Source organism: Paenibacillus terrae (assembly GCF_005217525.1).
GTDB classification, from domain to species: domain Bacteria; phylum Bacillota; class Bacilli; order Paenibacillales; family Paenibacillaceae; genus Paenibacillus; species Paenibacillus terrae_C.
The window spans coordinates 48,333-69,654 of record NZ_PNXQ01000001.1 but is presented as its reverse complement, the minus strand read 5'-3'; the positions used below and the strand labels follow the sequence as shown (position 1 = coordinate 69,654).

Below are 21,322 nucleotides of genomic sequence, written 5' to 3'. Positions count from 1 at the left end.
AAAAGTTTGATTTTTTACCGTTGTAATTCCCGTTCGATGCGATCCTGCGTTTCCGTCCATAGTGCATCGGGATCGGCATCCTGCTTGGCGACATTGGCAAGGCGACGTGTCACAATGCCGTGAATGACAGGATAACGCTCGCCGAAATAGCTGCTTTTGACATTACGTGCGGAGGCAGCAAAGATCAGTCCGGTGGCCTGACCGCCAAAGAAAGGTTCGGGTGTCTCCATGGCAGGATCGTCATAGACGCCAGGAGTGGATGGGAACAGCCCGATTTTTTGGTAGGCTTCCAGCTGGTGTTCCGGGTTTTGCAGCCAGGTCAGCACTTCAAAGGCTTCTTTGGGATGTTTGCTGGATTTGAGGATGGAAATGAAAGATCCACCCAAATTTCCGTCCCCTCCAGGGGCACGGGCGACTCTCCATTTGCCCGCAGTATCCGGCGCGGCCTCCGTGAGAACCTGCTTCATCCAGATTGCCCCTACAAAAGAGGCAACTTTTCCGTTATTGACCGAAGCATTCCATTCGGGGGTCCAGCCATCCGCATTGGCGAGTAGATGCTTTTTGTGAAAAGCCACGGCGGTTTGCCAGCCCAAACGGATATGAGGAGATTGATTACCGATGTAGCTGCCGTCCGGCTTGAAATACAGGTCCGTATTTTGGGCAAGCACCTGATTGTAAACGTTTACAATATTGTCAGCTAAAAACGAACGGCTTCCGAACTTTTGCTGAAGCTGTTCTCCGGCGGCCATATAGTCGTCCCATGTGCGAATCGTAGCACTGACCTTTTCAGGATCACTGGGCAGACCCGCCTGTTCAAAGAGATCGCTACGATAGAAGAGGGCGGTAGGGCCTGTGTCCATGGGAAAGGCAATCATTTTGCCATCAGGGGTGATGCCCTGATTCCATTTCCACTCCAAATATTGATCCTTGAGTTGATCGGCTCCCAATGTCCTCAGATCATAAAAACGATCCGCACTAGGAAATAACTCTACCATCCAGTCGTTCAAAGCTACGATGTCCGGTTCCCCGGAACGGGCTGCCAGAGTTGTCTTGAGCTTGGCTTTGAAATCACCGCCGATTTTTTGGGTGTTCAGTTCAATGTCGGGAAACTGCTTTTCGGCACGAGCGAGTAGCTCATCGTCAATAGAACGGTTCCAGTACCATAATGTAAGCGCTATCTTTTTACGGTTTGGCAAATTGCTGCCAGATGAACGACTTTCAGAGGACAGAGGGGCGCTACAACCACTAATCATAGTGAGGAAAGCAAGACATAACACCAGCCATCGCACTGTCTTCACGTCATTTCCCTCCTTGCTGTCTGAGATGGTCTACCTGCTGAACAAGTTGTGAATGGTATAGCTCCATCATATGAATCGGTTATCCATTTATGTGCAAATGCCTTAACCAAAAACAAAAAATTTGAAACGAAGCATGTATAGAAATTAAATATTCTAAAGATATTGATCCTACTAATCCGAAGAATGATAAAGCAATAAGTCAGTTATTATGACAAAAGGTATCTAAATCGTCAATGCTGGGCAATATCCTGGAAAAATCTAATGATGAATTCGAAGAACGATTTCTCTATATCGGTGTGCAGTTCCCCAGTAGGATAGGACAGATAGATTGTTCGCATACATCGAGGCTCCCTGATTTGAAGCAGCTTGATGTCTTCGGTTACGACGTTCCTCCACAGGATAGAAGGAATAAAGGAGATGCCAAGTCCTGTCTGAATCAACCCTCTTACCGTAGCCGGATCATCACTTTCAAAGATGATGTCCGGTTCATAAGGGACGTGGGTAAAAAAGCGGTCTGTTGTCTTCCTAAGCGAATTTCCAGGTGTAAGGCTGATAAACTTCTCATGCTCTAGATCTTTCAGGAATACGGTGTCCTGAGAACTCAGAGGGTGAGATTTTGGTACGCCAAGCAAAATTTCCTCCTCCAGCAGGATCGCATGTTCGTTGTCTGCCAACTCTTCGGACGTAATCGCAAAATCGTACGCCAGTCCTTTCTTCACCATCGCAGGGTGCTGGGTCAGGTTGAATCTAATTTGAGGGTAGAGATCGCGAAACTTACCAACCAGGTTGGGCAATAGCATAGAGCCGACGGCGACGTATAACGTGATGACCTCTACCTTTTCGTTCTTCATTTCTTTGACTTCGGATATGCCTTGCTCTAGCGCTGAGAGCGACTGATTCACTCTTTTCAGGAACTTCTTGCCGTATTCATTCAGCACGATATGTTTTCCTTCGCGGTCAAATAGCTGCACACCCAATTCCGTCTCCAGGTTTCGAATCATTTTACTTAAGGCAGGCTGTGAAATAAACAACTCGTTCGCGGCACGTGTGACATGTTCATACTTCGAGGTCACTTGAAAATACTTAAGCTGTAAATAATCCATTATGGAGTAGCTCCTTTATAACCATTAGGTTATCAATCATATGTGAATATATATATTTTACAGGTATTTACTCACTTATTACAATTGACAATGTAAGAAAATGAATCTGCTAAAGGTGGTGAGATTCTGAACATCGTTTTTACATTTCCCGGCCAGGGGTCACAGGTTCCTGGAATGCTCCAGGATGTGCCCGAGTATGTGAAAAAGGCAACAAGTATCATCGGAACTGAACTGCGTGATGATGAGAAGGCTATGGGCTCAACGGTCTGGATTCAGACGGCACTCTTCGTTAAGGAAACGGCAATAGCCTACCGGTTGATCGAGCAGGGGATCCGTCCCCAATTTGTGGCAGGGCATTCCATTGGTGCATTTCCTGCGGCGGTCATCGCGGGAGTTCTCTCGTTCGAGGATGCGCTTCGGATCGTATGGCTCCGTGCCCGGTTGATGGAAGAAGCCTTTCCTGAAGGATATGGAATGGGTGTGATTATTGGGCTTACGAAGGCAGAGGTTCAACAAGCCGTGGATCTTTCTCATAGCGAGGCGATGCCTGTCTACCTCTCGAATATGAATGCAGAGCAGCAAATCGTCATATCCGGTTCATTGGAAGGGATAAATAAAGCTTTTATGCATGCGAAGGAGTTTGGGGCCGCTAAGACAGTGCTTCTGAAGGTTCCGATTCCTTCACACTCCCCGCTGATGTCAGAGGTAGCCAATAAGCTATTGCTGAAAATGCACACTTTTTCCATGCGGGACGCTCAAATACCATATTTGATGAATCATACGGGGAGAAAGACGACAGCCAAGGAAAAAATTGCGGAGGACCTTGCCCTAAACGTAGCATATCCCGTCCGGTGGATGGATATGACGGCTGTCTGCGTCGAATCCGGAGTTGACTGTTTCATCGAGATGCCGCCGGGTCATACTCTTTCCACACTTGTCAAGCAAGCCCATAAGGATGCGCTGCAAATATCTGTGGACGAGATCGGTTTGGAAGCGACTCAGTATCTGATTAGAAAATGGAAGGAGCAAGAAGAATGAATAAAGTACTGCGATCCTGGTCACAAAAACGTGATAAAAAGCAGGAAAAGTTAGGAAAGGTGGAAAAGTGGCTGGACGGAAAATACATCGACTCCTCCCGGATCGTCGATCTGCTGGAGGCGCTAATCGAGCCAGGTGCGAAGGTCGTACTGGAAGGAGATAACCAGAAGCAAGCGTCCTTCCTTTCCCAGAAGCTGCTGGAAGTCGATTCTGGCAAGGTGCACGACCTGCATATGATTATGTCCAGCATTTCAAGACCTGAACATTTGGATATTTTCGAGAAAGGCATCGCCGGGAAGCTGGATTTCTCCTACAGTGGCTCCCAAAGCCTGCGTGTAGCGCAAATGATTGATGACGGGACGCTTAAGCTCGGTGACATCCATACGTATTTGGAATTGTTCGGACGCCTCTTCATTGACCTTATTCCAGATGTGGTGCTGGTAGCGGCAGACAAATCAGATCGCGAGGGCAATCTGTATACCGGAAACAATACGGAAGAAACTCCGACGATCGTAGAAGCGGCCGCTTTCAAGGATGGGATCGTGATCGTGCAGGTCAACGAAATCGTGGACGAACTGCCGAGAACCGATATTCCAGCCTCCTGGGTCGATGTCATTGTACAGGCCGACAAACCTTACGCACTGGAAGCACTGTTTACCCGTGATCCGCAGAATATTACTGAACTGCAAATCCTGATGGGCATGATGGCGATCAAGGGCATTTATGGAAAACATCAGGTGCAGTCGCTTAATCACGGCATTGGCTTTAATACTGCAGCGATTGAGCTTTTGCTGCCGACCTATGGCGAGCAGCTCGGCCTGAAAGGGAAGATTGCCAAGCACTGGGCCCTGAATCCGCATCCGACTTTGATTCCGGCGATTGAATCCGGCTGGGTCGAAAGCATTCACAGCTTTGGAGGCGAGGTCGGTATGGAGAAATACATTGCGGCTCGTTCAGATGTGTTCTTCGTCGGCAAGGACGGATCTATGCGCTCCAACCGCGCGATGTGTCAGGTTGCAGGCCAATTCGCTGTAGATATGTTTATCGGATCAACGTTACAAATGGACTGCGCGGGTAATTCGTCTACCGTTACTTCCGGCAGACTGTCCGGTTTTGGAGGAGCACCGAATATGGGGCATGATCCTCGGGGACGGCGACATGCGACTCCTGCCTGGCTTGACATGATCGAGCACCCGACGGAACTCTCTAAAGGCCGGAAATTGGTCGTGCAGATGGTTGAAACATACGGTGCCAACAAAAAGCCAGTATTTGTGGATTCGCTAGATGCCATCAAGGTGAAGGATGAATCCGGCCTCGCCATTACGCCGGTTATGATTTACGGGGATGATGTCACCCACGTCCTCACCGAGGAAGGTATCGCATACCTCTACAAGACGGACAGCATAGAGGAGAGAAAGAAGGCACTCGCGGCAATTGCGGGCGTAACGCCATTGGGTATGGAAAGCCATGAGAGCGATGTAAGCTTGCTGCGTGACAGGGGGATCGTGGCCTATCCGGAGGATCTTGGAATCATGCGTAGACAAGCCAAGCGCTCGCTGCTGGCAGCACAAACGATCAACGACCTCGTAGATTGGTCAGACGGATTGTATGATCCACCGGCTAAATTCCGGAGCTGGTCTTAAAGCCATGCTCACGATGAAGCATTCGGCTTTCGCGGCTTCTCTGGCTGCCAAAGCGGTAAAGGCATTGACGGAAGAGGCTCTTCTTACGCCCAAGCCTGGACTTGTCGATGCCAGAGACAATGGCTCTCATACAGATATGTCCATCGATCTGATGTTTACATCCGCGAGAGCATTGGAGGATACGTTTCGGGAAATAGCCATTGTGTCATACCTTCACCCGGTGGACCAGTCTTTGCGCGAGCAGATAGCTCTAATCGGGCGGGAGGGCGAAAAGGTGATGCTCCGTGCAACGAACGGTGTCAATACACATAAGGGTGCCATTTGGGCCCTTGGTCTTTTAACCAGTGCACGGGCAGCCTTTCCAAGGGAACGGGACCCACATCAGATTATGAGCATTGCAGGAACAATCGCATCGTTCCATGATCGGTACCGCCCGATGCAGCGGACGAATGGACAATCGGTGAAGAAGAGATACGCGGTAATGGGAGCAGAGGAAGAGGCGAGGCTCGGTTTTCCGCACATCCGTGATAATGCCCTGCCCACTTTGCTGCACGCCAGAGCTTGTGGCAAGACGGAGGAGGAAGCACGCATCGAAGCATTATTGGCTTTGATGGCAAGTGTGGACGATACCTGCATCCTACATCGCGGCCATTGGTCAGACCTGATAACGATCAAGCGAATGTCCGGTGCCTTCCTTGCTGCAGACGGATTCAGTACCCAGTCGGGCAGAAAGCTGTTTTACCGATTGTCCGAGCATTGTAAATTTAGACGGCTCTCACCTGGAGGCAGCGCCGACCTGCTAGCCGCCACATTGTTTCTCATCGATTGATACTTTTACTTGGAGGTGTTCCTGAAGGATGGAAAAATTACAGTTTCAATATCAAACGACGAAGCCCATCCGTAAGCCGGCACATATCGGTGTTGTCGGTTCGGGGGATTTGGAGATTATTGTAGAGCCTGTGGAAGGCCAGACCACCAACGTCAGCATTTTAACAGGCAGTGAAGGATTTGGACAAGTATGGGAGAATGTTCTGATCCGTTTTTTTAACCGTTATCCGATTACTGCCAATATTACAGTTCATGACTTCGGAGCTACTCCGGGGGTAGTAATGCTTAGATTTACGCAAGTGTTGGAGGTGCTAGACTATGCAGAATAGTTTTGTGGAGCTGAATGGACGCGAGAGAGCCAAAGCGTTGCTGGACGAAGGGACTTTCCGGGAGATGCTTGGGCCGTTGGACAAAATCCAATCCCCCCACTTAGAGCCGCAAGGCATTGTTCCTCAGAGCGATGACGGGATCATTCTGGTTCTTGGCGAAATACACAAACAGAAGGTCTTGATCATTTCGATGGAAGGTGCTTTTCAAGGAGGGGGCATTGGAGAAGTCAGCGGGGCCAAAATTTCCGGAGCGCTCGAACTGGCACTGGAAGTGAATAAGGACGGGAACAAGCTATATCCCATCATGATTTTCGATACAGGAGGCGTTCGTCTACAGGAAGCGAACTATGGGTTGTTGTCGATTTCGGAGATTGCGACCCAGATCGTCGGACTGCGTAAATACGTTCCAGTTATCGGGCTGATTCCGGGCCGCGTAGGGGCATTTGGGGGAATGTCCATTACTGCAGAATTGTTTACCACTCTGATTGCTACGAAGAAAGCGCGCCTCGGTCTGAACGGGCCGGAGGTCATTGAGCAGGAAGCAGGGGTTATGGAGTTCGATTCAAGCGACAAAGCCTTGATTTGGAACACAATTGGAGTCAACCAGCGCTTCCAAACCGGATTGATTGACGAAGTGGTGGAAGATACGACGGATGCAGTTATCGAAGCGATTGATACTGCGCTCAAGGCACCGGCAAAGCCTGCTAAAACAGAGCAAATCGATTTCTATCTGACCCTGTTAAGCAATCTTGATCCTACAGAACCTTGGACACCTGAGCGCTATCGTGAATTTTACAAGCAGATACAGCCTGTGCAGCAGCCTGTCCCGCTGGCAACAGAGGGCGCGGTCGACATTTCGGACAGTAGAGGTTATCGCTGGTTCTCCCGCTTGACGGGCATTACTCACCCAGTCAGCGATGTTCCTTCCGTACTTGCGGCCGATGTGGAAAAGAACGGACAATTGTGCAGATATGTCGCCATTGTTCCGGATGCCTCCAACCGATTCCCGCGTGTCAGAAACGGCGAGGTCGGTATGCTTGAAGGCTGGACGGTGGCTCAAGTCATCAAGGACGCAATCCGTCAGGATGAGAAAAAAGAAACCAAACGTCCGATCATTGCCATCATTGATGTACCGAGTCAAGCCTACGGCTATAAGGAAGAAATGGTCGGCATCAGCCTTGCCCTCGCTGCAAGTGCAGATGCTTATGCAACCGCTAGATTAGAGGGTCATCCGGTCATCGGTGTGATCGTCGGTAACGCGATTTCGGGAGGCTTCCTCGCGCATGGGCTGCAATCGAATCGTTTGATCGCACTGGATGACAGCAAGGTTAATATTCAGGCCATGTCCAAGGCTTCTGCTGCCCGAATCACCAAGCGGACGATTGCCGAGCTGGATGAAGCTACCAAGAAAGTTCCAGCCATGGCCTACGATGTGCGCAGCTACAGTACTCTGGGAGCACTATATTCGCTGCTGAGCGGGATCCAAGCGGACGATCCACAGAACAGTGATGTAGCCATTGTGGAACGGACCATTTCCGAGGCTATTGAGAGTACGAAAGGAGCGCCTCGTGACCTTAGCTTCCGCTTGCAGACCAAGGAAGCTCTGGCAGGTGGGCGTATGGCAACTAATAACGTGCGACAAGTGCTTTCGGAGCAATGGTAATTCGGCCACATGATCTGATTGAAGTGTCCAATTTGAAATATCTCTCCTTCTACGAAGACAAGGAGTGGGTAACCGCCTCGCTGAGGCGGGCCCCCTTTGTAGTCGTTCGCAGGGCTGGACTATTAGAAAATAGTTATATTCCCGTCGGAATACGTGGAACAGACCGAAATCAACGGGAATCTGCCTTGCTTGACCCGGAGGGCGTGTGCCAGCTCGTGTCTCCTTATGCGATAGCGGAGCGCCAGATGTGGAACTCTTTATCTGCAACAAGACGGCAACAGCCTGTCCTGCAGGTGATGGATTTATTAGCAGAAATCATGCTGGATTGGCGCTGGGGACCAGTGGGAAGTGCGGGTTTCGAAATAGTAACGCAATACCCAACTGTGAAGGAAACGAGTGATCTTGACCTTGTTATAGATGGTTCAGAGGTTATTGATTATGCAGCAGCTGAAAGACTTGTGCACAAGTTGGAGCATCTGGGTGTTCGAATTGACATTCAATTGGAGACAAGAGACGGTGCCTACGTCCTGCGCGAAATTCTTGAGAAACGGGCCAGTACTGTGGTGCTGCGAACTTCTTCGGGTCCCAAGCTCGTTCGTAATCCTCGGCAATAAGGAGCTATAATCAACGGCAAAAGGGAGGAATGCACGACCATTTGGCTTTAGGCAAGCTGTCCAAGGGGAAGTGCGTAATATGGAAAACACTGAAAAGCGGAATATTAATATTAATGAGAGCGACATCTTAAAGGTGTTTGCCGTTAGCGGAGCGATCTTGCAAAGCGTTCTGGGAATGTTTCTGAAGTATGCACACACTAATGATGACCTAGCCTTATTAGGTGTTATTTTCAATATAGTAAAGTATACTGCGCCAGTCTTTATTTTTGCCATTGTATATGGGATGGTGAAAAATAATCAGCATACGAAGGCATCCCATTTTTACAAGGAAAAATTCGGTGAGCTCGTGATACCTTATTTACTGTGGGCAGCGGCTGGCCTAATTTTCTTCCCGGAAATTCAGGTTAATCAGCACGTTACATCATTCTGGACGCTCATCGAGTCATTTGTGCTCGGGAATGCATCATCACAGTATTGGTACACAGTGATGATGTTGCAATTTCAATTGCTGATGCCAGTCCTTATTTTCATCTGCTACAAATACCTGGCTAAGCCTAAGCGGGTCATTCCGCTGCTTATTGTGAGCTTTGTGATCTTCGGAGCGTGGTTATTGGTGTACGATACCTTTGTATTCCGAGGAGCATATGCGATTAGTCTGCGTTACCTTGACCGCTTTTTCGTTAGTTATTTTATTTATGCTTTACTAGGTGGAATCGCTTGGGTATATAAGAAACAGTTCGACGGAGTGCTTCGCCGGATTCAGTTCATACTCATTCCGGTAATGCTGCTTATTCTCATTTGGACAAATCACGAATTTTTCGGTTTTGGATTTGAGGATATGTCCTTCGGAAATCTGATTTATCTGAAGCCGTCCATGACCTTGTATAGTCTGGTAGTGATATTCCTGATTTACATGCTGGCAAGGCATCTGATCAGCTTGAATTCCCGTTCACTTCCCTATTACAAATGGTTATCTACTTACGCGTATCGGGCCTTTACAGCGAACGTGTTCATTCTGGTCATCGTGCTGCGTTTGTTTGGTAATTTGATAGGCCAGCTTCCTTTCTTCGTGGCGCTGCTCTTGGTTTATCTTTCGACTTTAACATGTTCGTTCGGCGTTGTTTATGCTTTTGCGCAACTAAAGGTATGGGCTGAGGGGGTATTTCTGAGACAAAAAGGAGCACACAGCACCAATCACTAAGATAAGTGCTTAAAAATAAACAATACATGTAACATCGTGTATATGACACTATAATTTAGTTGTATTTAAGTTATTTAGCAGATTGACGGCAACCCAAAAGGGTATCTCGATGATTGAAGAGATACCCTTTTTGTGTAAAGAAGCGGCGGAGGAATTCAAGAGCTTATCGAACCTGAACTTGTCTACATCAACCGTTGTATTTCATCTTTCAGAATTTCGGATCGCGTACCGAAAATAACCTGTACCGTACCGCTGCCAAGCCTGATGACTCCCGACGCTCCGAGCTGCTTGAGAGCTTGGTCGTTAACCGCTTTGTCGTCATTGACGACGAGACGCAGCCGTGTGATGCACGCATCGATGCTTTGGATATTGTCCGAACCGCCGAGATAGGTCAGCACCTTGGCTGCATGACTGGACTGACTGTCGGATGCAGCACCCGCCTTTTCATTGGGTTTGGATTTGTTAGTGTCAGGCAGGAGGCTGTCTTCTGCATCGTCTTCACGCCCGGGGGTTTTTAGGTTGAATTTGAGAATGATGAACCGGAACAGGAAGTAGTATACAACGGCAAAAGCAAGCCCGACCAGGATCATTCGCAATGGGTGGGTGGAGAGCTTCATATTGACCAGATAGTCAATGAGTCCTGCCGAAAAAGAAAAGCCGAGTTTGACATTCAGTAGGTACATGATCAGGCCACTCAGACCTGTAAGCAGTGCGTGGATGCCGTAAAGCAACGGTGCAACGAACATAAAGGAAAATTCGAGGGGCTCGGTAATTCCGGTCAGGAACGATGCCAGCGCAGAACCGATGAAGATGGAAGCGACTGCTTTACGTTTTTCCGGTTTGGCCGTATGAATGAATGCGAGGGCAGCCGCAGGCAGAGCGAACATCATAATGGGGAAGAAGCCGGACATAAACATTCCTGCCGATTTATCGCCTGCGAAGAAACGTGTCAGGTCACCATGAAGGACCTCGCCTGCCGCATTGGTGTAGTCACCGATTTGAAACCACGCGATAGCGTTCAATACATGATGCAAACCGAGCGGAATCAGCAGCCGATTAGCGATCATGAATACCATCGACCCGATTCCGCCAAAGCCGACAATCCAGTTGCCGAAGGCTGCAATCCCATCTTGTATCGGACTCCAGATCATACCGAGCAGAATGGCCAGAATCATGGTCGTGAAGGCCGTGATCATAGGGACGAAACGTTTGCCCGAGAAGAAACCGAGCCAATCCGGAAGCTGGATGCTGTGATATTTTTTGAACAAAAAAGCAGACCATCCGCCGATAAAAATACCACCCAATACCCCCATGTCCAGTTTGACGTCATCCGGGATATATGCAAATATGCCCGGTACTGCCGCCAAAATGCGGGTCAGCACCATGTAGGCAATGACTGCTGATAGTGCGGCTACAGCATCCCCGGCCAGGCCAATAGCAACACCGATGGCGAAAATTAACGCCAGATTGCCGAAGACGGCACCCGCCCCCTCGTTCAGAAAAGGAGTGACATAATGATTCAGAAATCCGCCAACTTCGGGACCAAGTGGTATATCCGTTTCATAGTTAATCAGAGCCAATCCTTGTAAAATCCCTGCGGCGGGTAGTGTGGCTACTGGAAGCATTAATGACTTACCGATTCTTTGCAGAAATTTCAGCATAACATTCTTCCCTTCTTCGTCGAGTTTGGAAGCGTCGTACCATCCTGAAATTCTTACTGGACAACAAAAAAGAACCGCAAAGCGGATCTCTTTCCTTTCGCTTTCTAGCTCATAACTATGAGTTTGGTCATATACCCAAAAACTGGGTTGCCTATTTTTTTACATCATAAATCGGGAAATCTGACATAGTCAACGATTATTTTAGTACATAAGAAAACGTAAATCCGCAGTTGACATCGCTTACATGCTTATATAATATCAAATTTAAGTTAATAATCGTGACGGAGACAAGAGAGCCACGCAGACATCCCATGTTAGAGCACAGGGGGCGGTTTGTGATGGCTTTTCTTTTTTGTGCGCGGTGAAAGCGATTGAAAATCGGTTGATCTATTGAGGAGGTAGGTTGTATGTCGCCATACGCAGCCGAATTCATAGGGACGATGATCCTTATTGCCCTAGGTGGCGGAGTGTGCGCAGGGGTGTCCCTGAAAAAATCATTTGCCCACGGCTCTGGCTGGATAGTGATCGGACTGGGGTGGGGGCTCGCGGTTGCCGTTGCGGTATATGCGGTTGGTCAGATCAGTGGAGCACACTTGAATCCTGCGGTGACGCTGGCGCTTGCATTTCAGGGAGTTTTTCCATGGAGGGACGTTCCGGGCTATATTGCAGCTCAGCTTCTCGGGGCCATGGCAGGTGCCGTGATTGTGGTTTTGCACTATTTGCCCCACTGGAAAGAGACGGAGGACACAGCAACCAAACTCAGTGTATTTGCTACAGGACCGGCTATTGATCATCCGTTTGCCAACGTGCTTAGTGAAATGATCGGTACTTTCATCTTTGTTCTTGCTTTGCAGTCATTCGGTGCCAACTCCTTCGCTGAGGGACTGAATCCACTCATTGTGGGTTTTCTGGTTGTCAGCATCGGCTTGTCTCTCGGCGGGACTACAGGTTATGCTATTAATCCGGCTAGAGATTTGGGGCCGCGTCTTGCGCATTGGTTGCTGCCGATTCCCGGTAAAGGAACATCGAACTGGAAATATGCCTGGGTGCCGATTGTAGGACCATTGCTGGGCGGCTCTTTTGGAGGGGTGTTTTACCAGACCGTATTTAAAGGGAATATGACTCCAGCTTTCTGGATTGTGCTTGGTATGATTGTAGTGGTGCTTATGGTTACCTTTCGTTTCAGCCGTACTTATAAAAGTGATAAAGCTCATAAAATGACTGCATAAAATGGATTCATTACAGGGGAGAGATCAACGATGGAAAAATATATTTTGTCACTGGATCAGGGAACGACAAGCTCAAGAGCGATTTTGTTCAACAGTAAAGGGGATGTGGTGTACTCTGCTCAGCGGGAGTTTCCGCAATACTTTCCTCATCCCGGCTGGGTGGAACAGAATGCGAATGAAATCTGGAGTTCCATTCTGGGGGTCATTGCATCTTGTCTATCCGAATCCGGTGTAAAAGCAAATCAGGTTGCCGCCATCGGCATTACCAATCAGCGAGAATCGGTAGCGGTGTGGGACAAAAATACAGGACTGCCTGTGTATAACGTACTCGTATGGCAGTCGCGCCAAACCTCGGACATCTGCGAAGAACTGAAGCAGCAAGGGCATGAAGAGCTATTCCACAGTAAAACAGGGCTGTTGATTGACCCGTATTTCTCTGGCACAAAAGTGAAGTGGATACTGGACCATGTAGAAGGTGCGCGCGAAAAGGCGGAACGAGGCGACTTGCTGTTTGGTACGATTGATTCGTGGCTGATCTGGAAGCTGTCCGGCGGCAAGGCGCATGTGACCGACTATTCCAACGCAGCCAGAACGCTGATGTATAACATTTATGAGCTAAAGTGGGACGATGAGCTGCTGGACATTCTCGATGTTCCAAAAAAAATGCTGCCTGAGGTACGGCCTTCCTCCGAGGTATACGCGCACACCGTGGATTATCATTTCTTTGGTCAAAATATACCGATTGCTGGCGCTGCTGGTGACCAGCAGGCGGCTCTATTTGGTCAGGCTTGTTACGAAAAAGGGATGATCAAAAATACTTACGGCACAGGTTGCTTCATGCTGATGAACACGGGCGATCAACCCGTAGAATCCAAGCATGGACTCATTACGACCATCGCTTGGGGGCTGGAGGAAGGCAAGGTGCAATATGCGCTGGAGGGAAGTGTTTTTGTAGCGGGCTCGGCGATCCAGTGGCTTCGTGACGGTCTGCGCATGTTCCGTGAAGCCAAAGACAGCGAAGCCTATGCAGCCCGCGTTTCCTCTTCGGAAGGGGTGTATCTGGTACCTGCTTTTGTCGGACTGGGCAGTCCGTACTGGGATAGTGAGGTGCGTGGAGCGATGTTTGGTCTGACACGGGGCACCACGAAAGAGCATTTTATCCGTGCAACACTGGAGGCACTTGCTTACCAGACGAAAGACGTGCTTGCCGCGATGGAAATAGACTCTGGTATTGCAGTAAAGACGTTGCGGGTGGATGGGGGAGCCGTGCTGAACAATTTTCTGATGCAATTCCAGAGCGATATTCTGGATGCCACAGTAGAACGGCCTGTTATCCATGAGACGACGGCACTGGGAGCCGCATGCCTGGCAGGCTTGGCGATTGGATACTGGAAGAGTATGGATGAGCTTCGCAAGCGTGTGAGGGTGGAGCGATCTTTTGCCCCCGGTATGGATGAAGAAACGCGCAGCAGTTTGTATGAAGGCTGGAAAAAGGCTGTGAAGGCGACGATGGCCTATAAGTAATAGCTTAAACGAAGGGTCTCTTCTGGAGCAACGCAATGTCTTTTTCGGTTACACGTAAGACATTTGAATTGGGCATTATATTTTATCCGCTCCACTGTTGTTTACTCTGATTAAAACTTAAATGCCCCGTAAGATGGACACTTTGAGAAAAAGTGTCCATCTTACGGGGCATAGTCATGTAACACTGAGGCGGCTCCCTTTTTTTCGTTAGGGTACTACCCCTGAACCATCGTATGGTTCCAATTTTCCCGGGCTCCGCAGGAGCTGCGTATGACTAGCTCCGGTTCTACTTTAATACATTTCGTTTCCATCTGTTTATTCATCAGGTCAAATAGCACCATTGCGGCTAGACGGCCTATTTTTTGTTTATCTTGTTTTACGGTGGTCAGTGGAGGATCGGTGTAACGACAGGCTTCTATATCATCACATCCCACTACAGCAATATCCTCGGGTACCCTCAAGCCGCTTTCCTTGAAAGCACGGATGGCACCAAAGGCAAGCAGGTCGGTAGCCGCAAAAATAGCCCTTGGTAAATCTCCTTGCTGTATCCACGTCTTCGCGATCTGGTACCCATCTTCCGCTGCGTAGTCCTTGGCATACACGATCCATTCGGGTCTGACATCAAGACTAAACCGTTTTAGTGAAGCGATAAAGGCTTCTTCTCTCTCCTTAATCACCAGGGATGGGCGTTCGATGCCTATAAAACCCATTTCGCGGTAGCCATTCATGTAAAAATGCTCAACAACCTTCATTGAGATCTTCTGATTATCGGACATAACATAGCAGGAACTGGCTCCGGTTAGTTCAATATCGACACCGATGCAGGGAATGGGGCTGGCATCGAGATCAAAAACGCTCTTCTCCACTTCATCTCCAGCAATAATAATGCACCCGTCCACTGAAAAATATTTCGAACGAGCCAAATAGTCCTCTCCATTGTCCAGAAATTTTTCATTCGAAAAAAACAACAGATCGTAACCGAGCAAGCCAATCTGTTTTTTGAAGACATTAATGATATCTACAAAAAAAGGATGGCTAAAATCGACATTCAGCTTGCCAGCGAATATAACGCCTACCAGATTTGATTTCTTGGTAGCAAGTGTTTTAGCCGAGGAGGAGGGTCTATAGCCTGTTTCCTCCATAATTTTAAGCACCCTCTGCCGGGTCTCCTCACTGATATCCGTGTAATTATTTATAATTTTTGAAACCGTTGCTACCGAAACTCCTGCCATACTCGCTATTGTTTTTATATTCATAAAATCCTCCAAAACTAAACTGGTTTAGTTGAAATTGACTTTGCATTCTAAATTTAATGATTACTCGTATTCTATGCTACCTTATAGAGGAGAGTCAACAGTGCTTAGTAGGATATAACTTAATATTTTATGGAAAAATAAGTTTGATTTAGTGGTGGTTCATCTTTTTTTTGATATTTCACAAATCTCTATTTACAAATACAGATCATTCGTTACATAATAGTAAATGTAAATAACGAAACTGCTTTCGTAATGTGTGGGTGTATGTATTCTAAAAATGATATGGGGGATTCTGCAATGCTAAAAAAGAGTTTTTCTTTACTTCTTGTAACCGCTTTAATCGTGGTATTGGCCGCTTGCGGTAAAGGTAGCGGAGCTGCACAGGAGGGGAATAAAAAGGTCACGTTAAAGATTATTCATTGGCAGCAGGAAAATATTAATAACTATATAAAGGAATTCAATAAAAAATTTGAAGAGAAGTATCCTGATGTTCAGGTGGAGTATACGACGGTTCCTGCTGACTCAACGTATGATCAATTGATGCAAACGCGTATGAATGCTGGTTCATCCGGTGATGCAGACATTATTCCTTTGAAATTCAGCTTCGTAGGCGCCCCACAGGAATGGTCCAAGGGAGCAGCAGATCCGATGTGGAAGCAATGGATTGACGGAGGACTAATAGCCGATCTGTCGGATCAAGCTTTTATAAAAAACTATAATGCTACAGATGTCAAAAATGCCATGACCTATAAGGACAAGGTATACGGTGTAAATATGGGCAAGGTGGCACTTACAGGTCTGTTCTATAACAAAGAGATTTTTGAAAAATATAATCTTGCTGTGCCCACAACTTGGGATGAGCTGGTACATGTGATGAAGGTGCTCAAGGACAATGGTGTAGAACCGATTGGTTTCGGCGGGAAGGATGTATGGCCTATTAACCTTGCTGTCCAAGGGCTTCAAGCCTCTATCCATGATGATCAGCTGGCATATATTAAAGGACTGTGGACAGGTAAGACAAAGCTGACAGATCCCGTCCAGCTTGAGGTGCTGGAAAAAACACAAATTTTGATGAACAATGCCATTGGTGGATTTATGGGGATTGACTATGGAACCCTGCCAAGCTTGTTTGCTACAGGGCGTGTAGCTATGATTGCAGATGGCACGTGGGATGCAACGACGATCCAGACAGCCAATCCAGAGATTAAATTTGGTTATTTCCCGATTCCAGGCAGCAATAATCCGGCAAAAAATAAGAACCTTGCAGGCAAGTACGATATGACATGGATGGTATTGGAAAAGTCGCCAAACAAGGATTATGCGATTAAATGGCTTGAAATGCTCTCTGAGAAGCAGAACTACACGGATTTTGTGAACGCCGCCGGGTTTTTGCCGACACAGCCGGATGTGAAGATAAGTAGTGAATTTTTTAATGAAATCCAGCCTTCACTGGAAAACTTCAAGCTCTCTTGGGATCAGCTGTTTATCAATCGTAAGAATGTTGGACAGTACATTAAGGATGGCGTACATGCTGAATTTCTGACGCCTGCCGGTCCACTAAAGACGCCTTTGGAGCTTGCTCAAAAATCCCAGGCAGACTGGGATGCAGCAGCCCCTAAATAAATCAACAGGCTTTGCATGAGCGCAGATTGGCAACTGTAAAGCTCCCATAATAATGTAAAAAAGGTGTGAGGCCCATGTATCCCTTCGGAAAGGGTGCGGCCCGGTTAATGCCGTATCTTTTACTGAGTATTCCGGTGCTGCTCTATTTGCTTCTTGGCTTTGGTCCCTCAATGGTAACCGTACTGTTTTCCTTTACAAATGCTTCAGGGGTTCCGGGACAAACGTGGAATTTTGTTGGATTCGAGAATTATATGACCTTTTTTACCTCTTCTGATTCTGGAGATCGAATCGCATCTATTGGTCGTTCCCTATATTTCGCCGTAGCTGTGGTTGTGATTCAAAATGCAGTAGGGCTGTTCATGGCCGTCATTATTAATAAAAAGCTCAAGGGTGATGTGTTTTACCGTGCTGTATTTTTCCTGCCCGTTGTGCTCGGAGTAACGGTATCCGGCCTGATCTGGCAGTTGATTGCCAATCCGCTTGGCGGTCCTGCGCAAGCCATGATGAACTTTTTTGGAACCAGCTCCAACTTTTTCGGGGACTATGATATAGCATTTGAACTGATTATTTTTGTGCAAATTTGGATGTACATGGGTTACTCGATGACTATTTTCTTAGCTGGACTTCAATCCATTCCCAATGATTTATATGAAGCAGGGTACATGGATGGTGCTTCCGGGTGGAAAGCGTTCAAAAATATTACCTTTCCGATGATTGCGCCATCCTTTACAGTCAATATGCTGCTGTCCATTATCGGAGCATTGCAAACCTTTGATATTATTTATGTGCTGACAGGTGGTAAATTCAACACGACGACACTTGCGTTTGATGTGTATGCAACAGCCTTTGGCTCCGGGACGTCGGATTACGGCCTTGCTTCCGCAGTAGCTATGATCCAGTTTCTGTTCGTATTTACGGTGTCGATGATTGCTCTGTATTACTTGCGCAGAAGAGAGGTGGAAATGTAATGAGCAGTACCAAAGGAACCAAACTACTGAGCTACATCATCGTACTGCTCATGCTTTCGTTATATTTATTCCCGCTTTTCTACCTCTTTAATGTATCGATGAAGACTCAAAGTGAGTATCTGATAGATCCTGTGGCTATAGCCAAGGGTCTGCGCTTGGAGAATTTCATGGACGCTTGGGAAAAAGGGAATTTCTCTCAGTACATGTGGAACAGTATTTTGTATACGGGCGTATCTACGCTATTAACGTTGGTGATATCCGTGTTTGCAGCTTTTCCATTGGCGCGGGGATACGTTAAGTTCAGTACCTTCTTTTATGTGTTTTTCCTGATATCCATGTATCTTCCGAACCCGCTGATTCCGCAATTTGCTCTCATTAATAGTCTGGGACTTTACAATACGCAGCTTGGTTTTATTTTGCTGAAAACAACGGGTACCGGCATTGCCTTCCTGATGTTTGTGGGATATATCAAGTCTGTCTCCCGAGAGCTGGATGAAGCGGCTGCAATGGACGGGTGCGGGTATTCACGCTATTTGTTTACGATTCTTGTTCCGCTGATGAAGCCGGTGTTGGCGACAGGCATTATTTTGACAGCCATCGGGGCGTGGAACGACATTATAGGTCCTACCATTTATTTGTCTGATCCCGCGTATCAGCCAGTGACCAAGGGATTGTTCTCCTTCTACGGACAATACATGAACAACTGGCCGCTGCTCGCTTGCGGTATCCTGATTGTTACACTACCACTGGTCATTTTGTATATTTTCCTACAGCGCTTTATTGTCGGTGGTGCAATGGCCGGAGCTGTGAAGTCTTAAATCCTGAAAGGAAGATACCAAGTATGAGTGAGAATACCTTTTTATTTCCAGACACTTTTATGTGGGGAACCTCGACCTCTTCTTATCAAATTGAAGGTGGTGTAGCTGAGGGAGGAAGAATGCCTTCCATTTGGGATACTTTCTGTCAAGCACCCGGGAAGGTGATAGGCGGTGACAGCGGAGATATAGCTTGTGACCATTTTCACCGCTTTAAGGAAGACGTGCAATTGATGAAGCAGCTTGGCTTTTTACATTACCGTTTTTCCGTGGCCTGGCCGCGCATTATTCCCGCACCCGGCGTGGTTAACGAACAGGGGCTGCTCTTCTATGAGCGTCTGCTGGATGAGATTGAGTCGGCCGGGCTCATTCCGATGCTGACATTGTATCACTGGGATCTTCCGCAGTGGATCGAGGACGAGGGCGGTTGGACAAATCGAGGAATTATCCAGCATTTTATGACGTATGCCTCTGTCATTATGGATCGCTTTGGACAGCGTATAAGCTGGTGGAATACGATCAATGAACCCTATTGCGCCTCTATTTTGGGCTATGGTACAGGAGAGCATGCTCCCGGCCATCAGAACTGGAAGGAAGCCTTTACTGCCGCCCATCATACTCTGCTGTGTCATGGCATAGCCATCAAATTACACAAGGAAAAAGGGCTGACGGGCAAGATAGGTATTACATTGAACATGGAGCATGTGGATGCCGCTTCTGAGCGACCTGAGGACGTAGCCGCTGCCGTCCGCCGAGATGGCTTTATCAATCGTTGGTTTGCCGAGCCGTTGTTTAACGGGAAATATCCAGAGGATATGGTGGAATGGTATGGTGCGTATCTGAATGGCTTGGATTTTGTACAGTCTGGTGATATGGAGCTGATTCAGCAGCCAGGGGATTTTTTGGGTATCAATTACTACGCTCGCAGTGTCATCCGAGCGGCCATAGACGCTTCGTTGCTTCAGGCAGAGCAGGTTCGCTTCGAGGAACCGGTAACGGATATGGGATGGGAGATTCACCCCGAATCCTTTTATAAGCTGCTGACCCGGATTGAGAAGGACTTCACCAAGGGCTTGCCCATTCTGATTACGGAAAACGGAGCAGCGATGAAGGACGAACTGATGGATGGAAAGATTGACGACACCGGACGTCAGCGCTACATTGAGGAGCATTTAAAGGCATGCCATCGCTTCATCGGGGAGGGAGGGCAGCTCAAGGGCTATTTTGTCTGGTCATTCCTTGATAACTTTGAATGGGCCTGGGGCTACAGCAAACGTTTCGGTATTGTACATGTCAATTACGAAACGCAGGAACGGACACCCAAACAAAGTGCGCTGTGGTTCAAGCGAGTGATGGCGAATAACGGGTTTTAAACAGTTTATCATAATAATCTAAGCCGTCATGCTGCAATACAGCGCATGACGGCTTTTAAGACTGCATAAATTTTTGTGCAAGGGGGGACTATGCTGAAATATCTTGCATATCCAATATAACAGGGCAGTGGTCGCTGCCTGTAATATGGCAATCAATACTTGCATCTATCAACAACGGACGAAGTCTGTCCGAGACGAGGAAGTAATCGATTCGCCAGCCGATGTTCCGTTCTCTCACTTTCGGCATGTAGGACCACCAGGAATAAACATCCGTCCTGTCAGGATAAAAGTATCTGAAGGTGTCTATAAATCCGGCTTCGAGCAGTTGTGACATTCGCTCCCGTTCCTCAGGCGTAAATCCGGCATTGCCGTAGTTGGCTTTTGCATTTTTTAAATCCATTTCCTGATGAGCCACGTTGAGATCACCACAAACAATGACAGGCTTCAATGCATCCAGTTGTTGCAGATAGCTGCGGAAACGGTCCTCCCATTCCAGTCTGTACGGCAGTCGGGACAAATCCCGTTTGGTATTCGGAGTATATACATTAACCAGATAAAATTTCTCGAATTCCAAAGTAATGGTTCTGCCTTCAGGCTCCCCATTTTCTTCAAGCCCATAATGCACAGAAAGAGGCTTGATTTTGGTGAAGATAGCCGTCCCGGAATATCCTTTTTTCTCGGCATAATTCCAGTACTGTGTGTATTCCTCCATGTTCTCCATCAGGATTTGTCCCTCTTGAAGCTTGGTTTCCTGTACACAAAAAATGTCGGCATTCGTTTCTTTTAGATAAGTATAAAATCCTTTGGTCACACAGGCTCTTAAGCCATTAACATTCCAAGATACTAATTTCATTAATTATTTCTCCCTTGCTGTACCCAACATATAAGCTTACTGCTTTATTTCTGAGGCACTTTGTCCAGTTCATGCTCTTCAGAAAATATTCAAAATTATATCAGAAAATATTCGACATTATAGATGATGACATTCACGACCTCAAATCAGCGATATAGAGATCGAAACGATTTAGTTCGTCTATCTACTGTACTTTCGAGCGTGGGGAGTCAAATGATGCAAAATGCTGGAGTTAAAATAGAATATTTTTTGTAGGGGGTTGTAAAACGAAAAAAAGCTCCCTTACGGAAGCTTCTCACGATA

The 21,322-nt window shown here is 47.4% G+C and carries 18 protein-coding genes; 13 read left to right on the top strand and 5 right to left on the bottom strand.

The window, feature by feature from the left end:
• Positions 1 to 14: 14 nt before the first annotated feature.
• Both C1I60_RS00310 and C1I60_RS00305 read right to left on the bottom strand, forming a co-directional pair.
• A complete protein-coding gene (locus tag C1I60_RS00310) occupies positions 15 to 1,298 on the bottom strand; it encodes an ABC transporter substrate-binding protein (RefSeq protein WP_137059986.1) in 1,284 nt (427 codons plus the stop codon).
• 230 nt (positions 1,299 to 1,528) lie between these two features.
• Positions 1,529 to 2,401: a LysR family transcriptional regulator gene (locus C1I60_RS00305; protein WP_137059985.1), complete on the bottom strand. Its 873-nt coding sequence runs from the start codon at positions 2,399 to 2,401 to the stop codon at positions 1,529 to 1,531.
• 198 nt (positions 2,402 to 2,599) lie between these two features.
• Between C1I60_RS00305 and C1I60_RS00300 the strand changes: the two genes are divergently transcribed.
• The 7 genes from C1I60_RS00300 to C1I60_RS00270 all read left to right on the top strand — a co-directional run bounded on the left by C1I60_RS00300 (position 2,600) and on the right by C1I60_RS00270 (position 9,717).
• On the top strand, positions 2,600 to 3,439 hold the full coding sequence (locus C1I60_RS00300; protein WP_252361496.1) for an ACP S-malonyltransferase: 840 nt from the start codon (positions 2,600 to 2,602) through the stop codon (positions 3,437 to 3,439).
• Positions 3,436 to 5,082, top strand: coding sequence for a malonate decarboxylase subunit alpha (gene mdcA / locus C1I60_RS00295; protein ID WP_137059983.1), 1,647 nt, complete (start codon positions 3,436 to 3,438; stop codon positions 5,080 to 5,082). The genes C1I60_RS00300 and mdcA overlap by 4 nt, the downstream gene beginning before the upstream one ends.
• 4 nt (positions 5,083 to 5,086) lie before the next feature.
• Entirely contained in the window at positions 5,087 to 5,911 is an 825-nt protein-coding gene (locus C1I60_RS00290; RefSeq protein WP_137060211.1) for a triphosphoribosyl-dephospho-CoA synthase, read from the top strand.
• 28 nt (positions 5,912 to 5,939) lie between these two features.
• A complete protein-coding gene (locus tag C1I60_RS00285) occupies positions 5,940 to 6,239 on the top strand; it encodes a malonate decarboxylase subunit delta (RefSeq protein ID WP_137059982.1) in 300 nt (99 codons plus the stop codon).
• Positions 6,229 to 7,902, top strand: a complete 1,674-nt coding sequence (gene mdcD, locus C1I60_RS00280; RefSeq protein WP_137059981.1) for a biotin-independent malonate decarboxylase subunit beta — start codon at positions 6,229 to 6,231, stop codon at positions 7,900 to 7,902. The genes C1I60_RS00285 and mdcD overlap by 11 nt, the downstream gene beginning before the upstream one ends.
• Entirely contained in the window at positions 7,896 to 8,516 is a 621-nt protein-coding gene (locus C1I60_RS00275) for a malonate decarboxylase holo-ACP synthase (protein ID WP_137059980.1), read from the top strand. Before mdcD ends, C1I60_RS00275 begins: the two co-directional genes overlap by 7 nt.
• Before the next feature lie 79 nt (positions 8,517 to 8,595).
• On the top strand, positions 8,596 to 9,717 hold the full coding sequence (locus C1I60_RS00270) for an acyltransferase family protein (RefSeq protein ID WP_137059979.1): 1,122 nt from the start codon (positions 8,596 to 8,598) through the stop codon (positions 9,715 to 9,717).
• Positions 9,718 to 9,899: 182 nt separating this feature from the next.
• On the opposite strand, the gene C1I60_RS00265 is transcribed toward C1I60_RS00270, so the two are convergent.
• Complete coding sequence (locus C1I60_RS00265) at positions 9,900 to 11,378, bottom strand: PTS transporter subunit EIIC (protein ID WP_137059978.1); 1,479 nt, start codon at positions 11,376 to 11,378, stop codon at positions 9,900 to 9,902.
• Positions 11,379 to 11,785: 407 nt separating this feature from the next.
• On the opposite strand from C1I60_RS00265, the gene C1I60_RS00260 reads away from it, so the two are divergent.
• Positions 11,786 to 12,607 (top strand): MIP/aquaporin family protein, encoded by an 822-nt coding sequence (locus tag C1I60_RS00260; RefSeq protein ID WP_137059977.1) that lies wholly within the window; start codon positions 11,786 to 11,788, stop codon positions 12,605 to 12,607.
• Positions 12,608 to 12,637: 30 nt separating this feature from the next.
• Positions 12,638 to 14,131: a glycerol kinase GlpK gene (glpK, locus tag C1I60_RS00255; RefSeq protein ID WP_137059976.1), complete on the top strand. Its 1,494-nt coding sequence runs from the start codon at positions 12,638 to 12,640 to the stop codon at positions 14,129 to 14,131.
• 215 nt (positions 14,132 to 14,346) lie between these two features.
• On the opposite strand, the gene C1I60_RS00250 is transcribed toward glpK, so the two are convergent.
• On the bottom strand, positions 14,347 to 15,387 hold the full coding sequence (locus C1I60_RS00250) for a LacI family DNA-binding transcriptional regulator (RefSeq protein ID WP_137059975.1): 1,041 nt from the start codon (positions 15,385 to 15,387) through the stop codon (positions 14,347 to 14,349).
• A gap of 297 nt (positions 15,388 to 15,684) precedes the next feature.
• On the opposite strand from C1I60_RS00250, the gene C1I60_RS00245 reads away from it, so the two are divergent.
• The 4 genes from C1I60_RS00245 (at position 15,685) to C1I60_RS00230 (ending at position 20,166) form a co-directional block, all read left to right on the top strand.
• A complete protein-coding gene (locus C1I60_RS00245; protein ID WP_137059974.1) occupies positions 15,685 to 17,010 on the top strand; it encodes an ABC transporter substrate-binding protein in 1,326 nt (441 codons plus the stop codon).
• Between the two features lie 74 nt (positions 17,011 to 17,084).
• Positions 17,085 to 17,978, top strand: a complete 894-nt coding sequence (locus C1I60_RS00240; protein WP_137059973.1) for a carbohydrate ABC transporter permease — start codon at positions 17,085 to 17,087, stop codon at positions 17,976 to 17,978.
• Positions 17,978 to 18,796, top strand: a complete 819-nt coding sequence (locus C1I60_RS00235; RefSeq protein WP_137059972.1) for a carbohydrate ABC transporter permease — start codon at positions 17,978 to 17,980, stop codon at positions 18,794 to 18,796. The genes C1I60_RS00240 and C1I60_RS00235 overlap by 1 nt, the downstream gene beginning before the upstream one ends.
• Before the next feature lie 23 nt (positions 18,797 to 18,819).
• Complete coding sequence (locus C1I60_RS00230; RefSeq protein WP_137059971.1) at positions 18,820 to 20,166, top strand: GH1 family beta-glucosidase; 1,347 nt, start codon at positions 18,820 to 18,822, stop codon at positions 20,164 to 20,166.
• Between the two features lie 88 nt (positions 20,167 to 20,254).
• Here C1I60_RS00230 and C1I60_RS00225 read toward each other — a convergent pair whose 3' ends face one another.
• Positions 20,255 to 21,019 (bottom strand): exodeoxyribonuclease III, encoded by a 765-nt coding sequence (locus C1I60_RS00225; RefSeq protein ID WP_137059970.1) that lies wholly within the window; start codon positions 21,017 to 21,019, stop codon positions 20,255 to 20,257.
• Between the last annotated feature and the right edge of the window lie 303 nt (positions 21,020 to 21,322).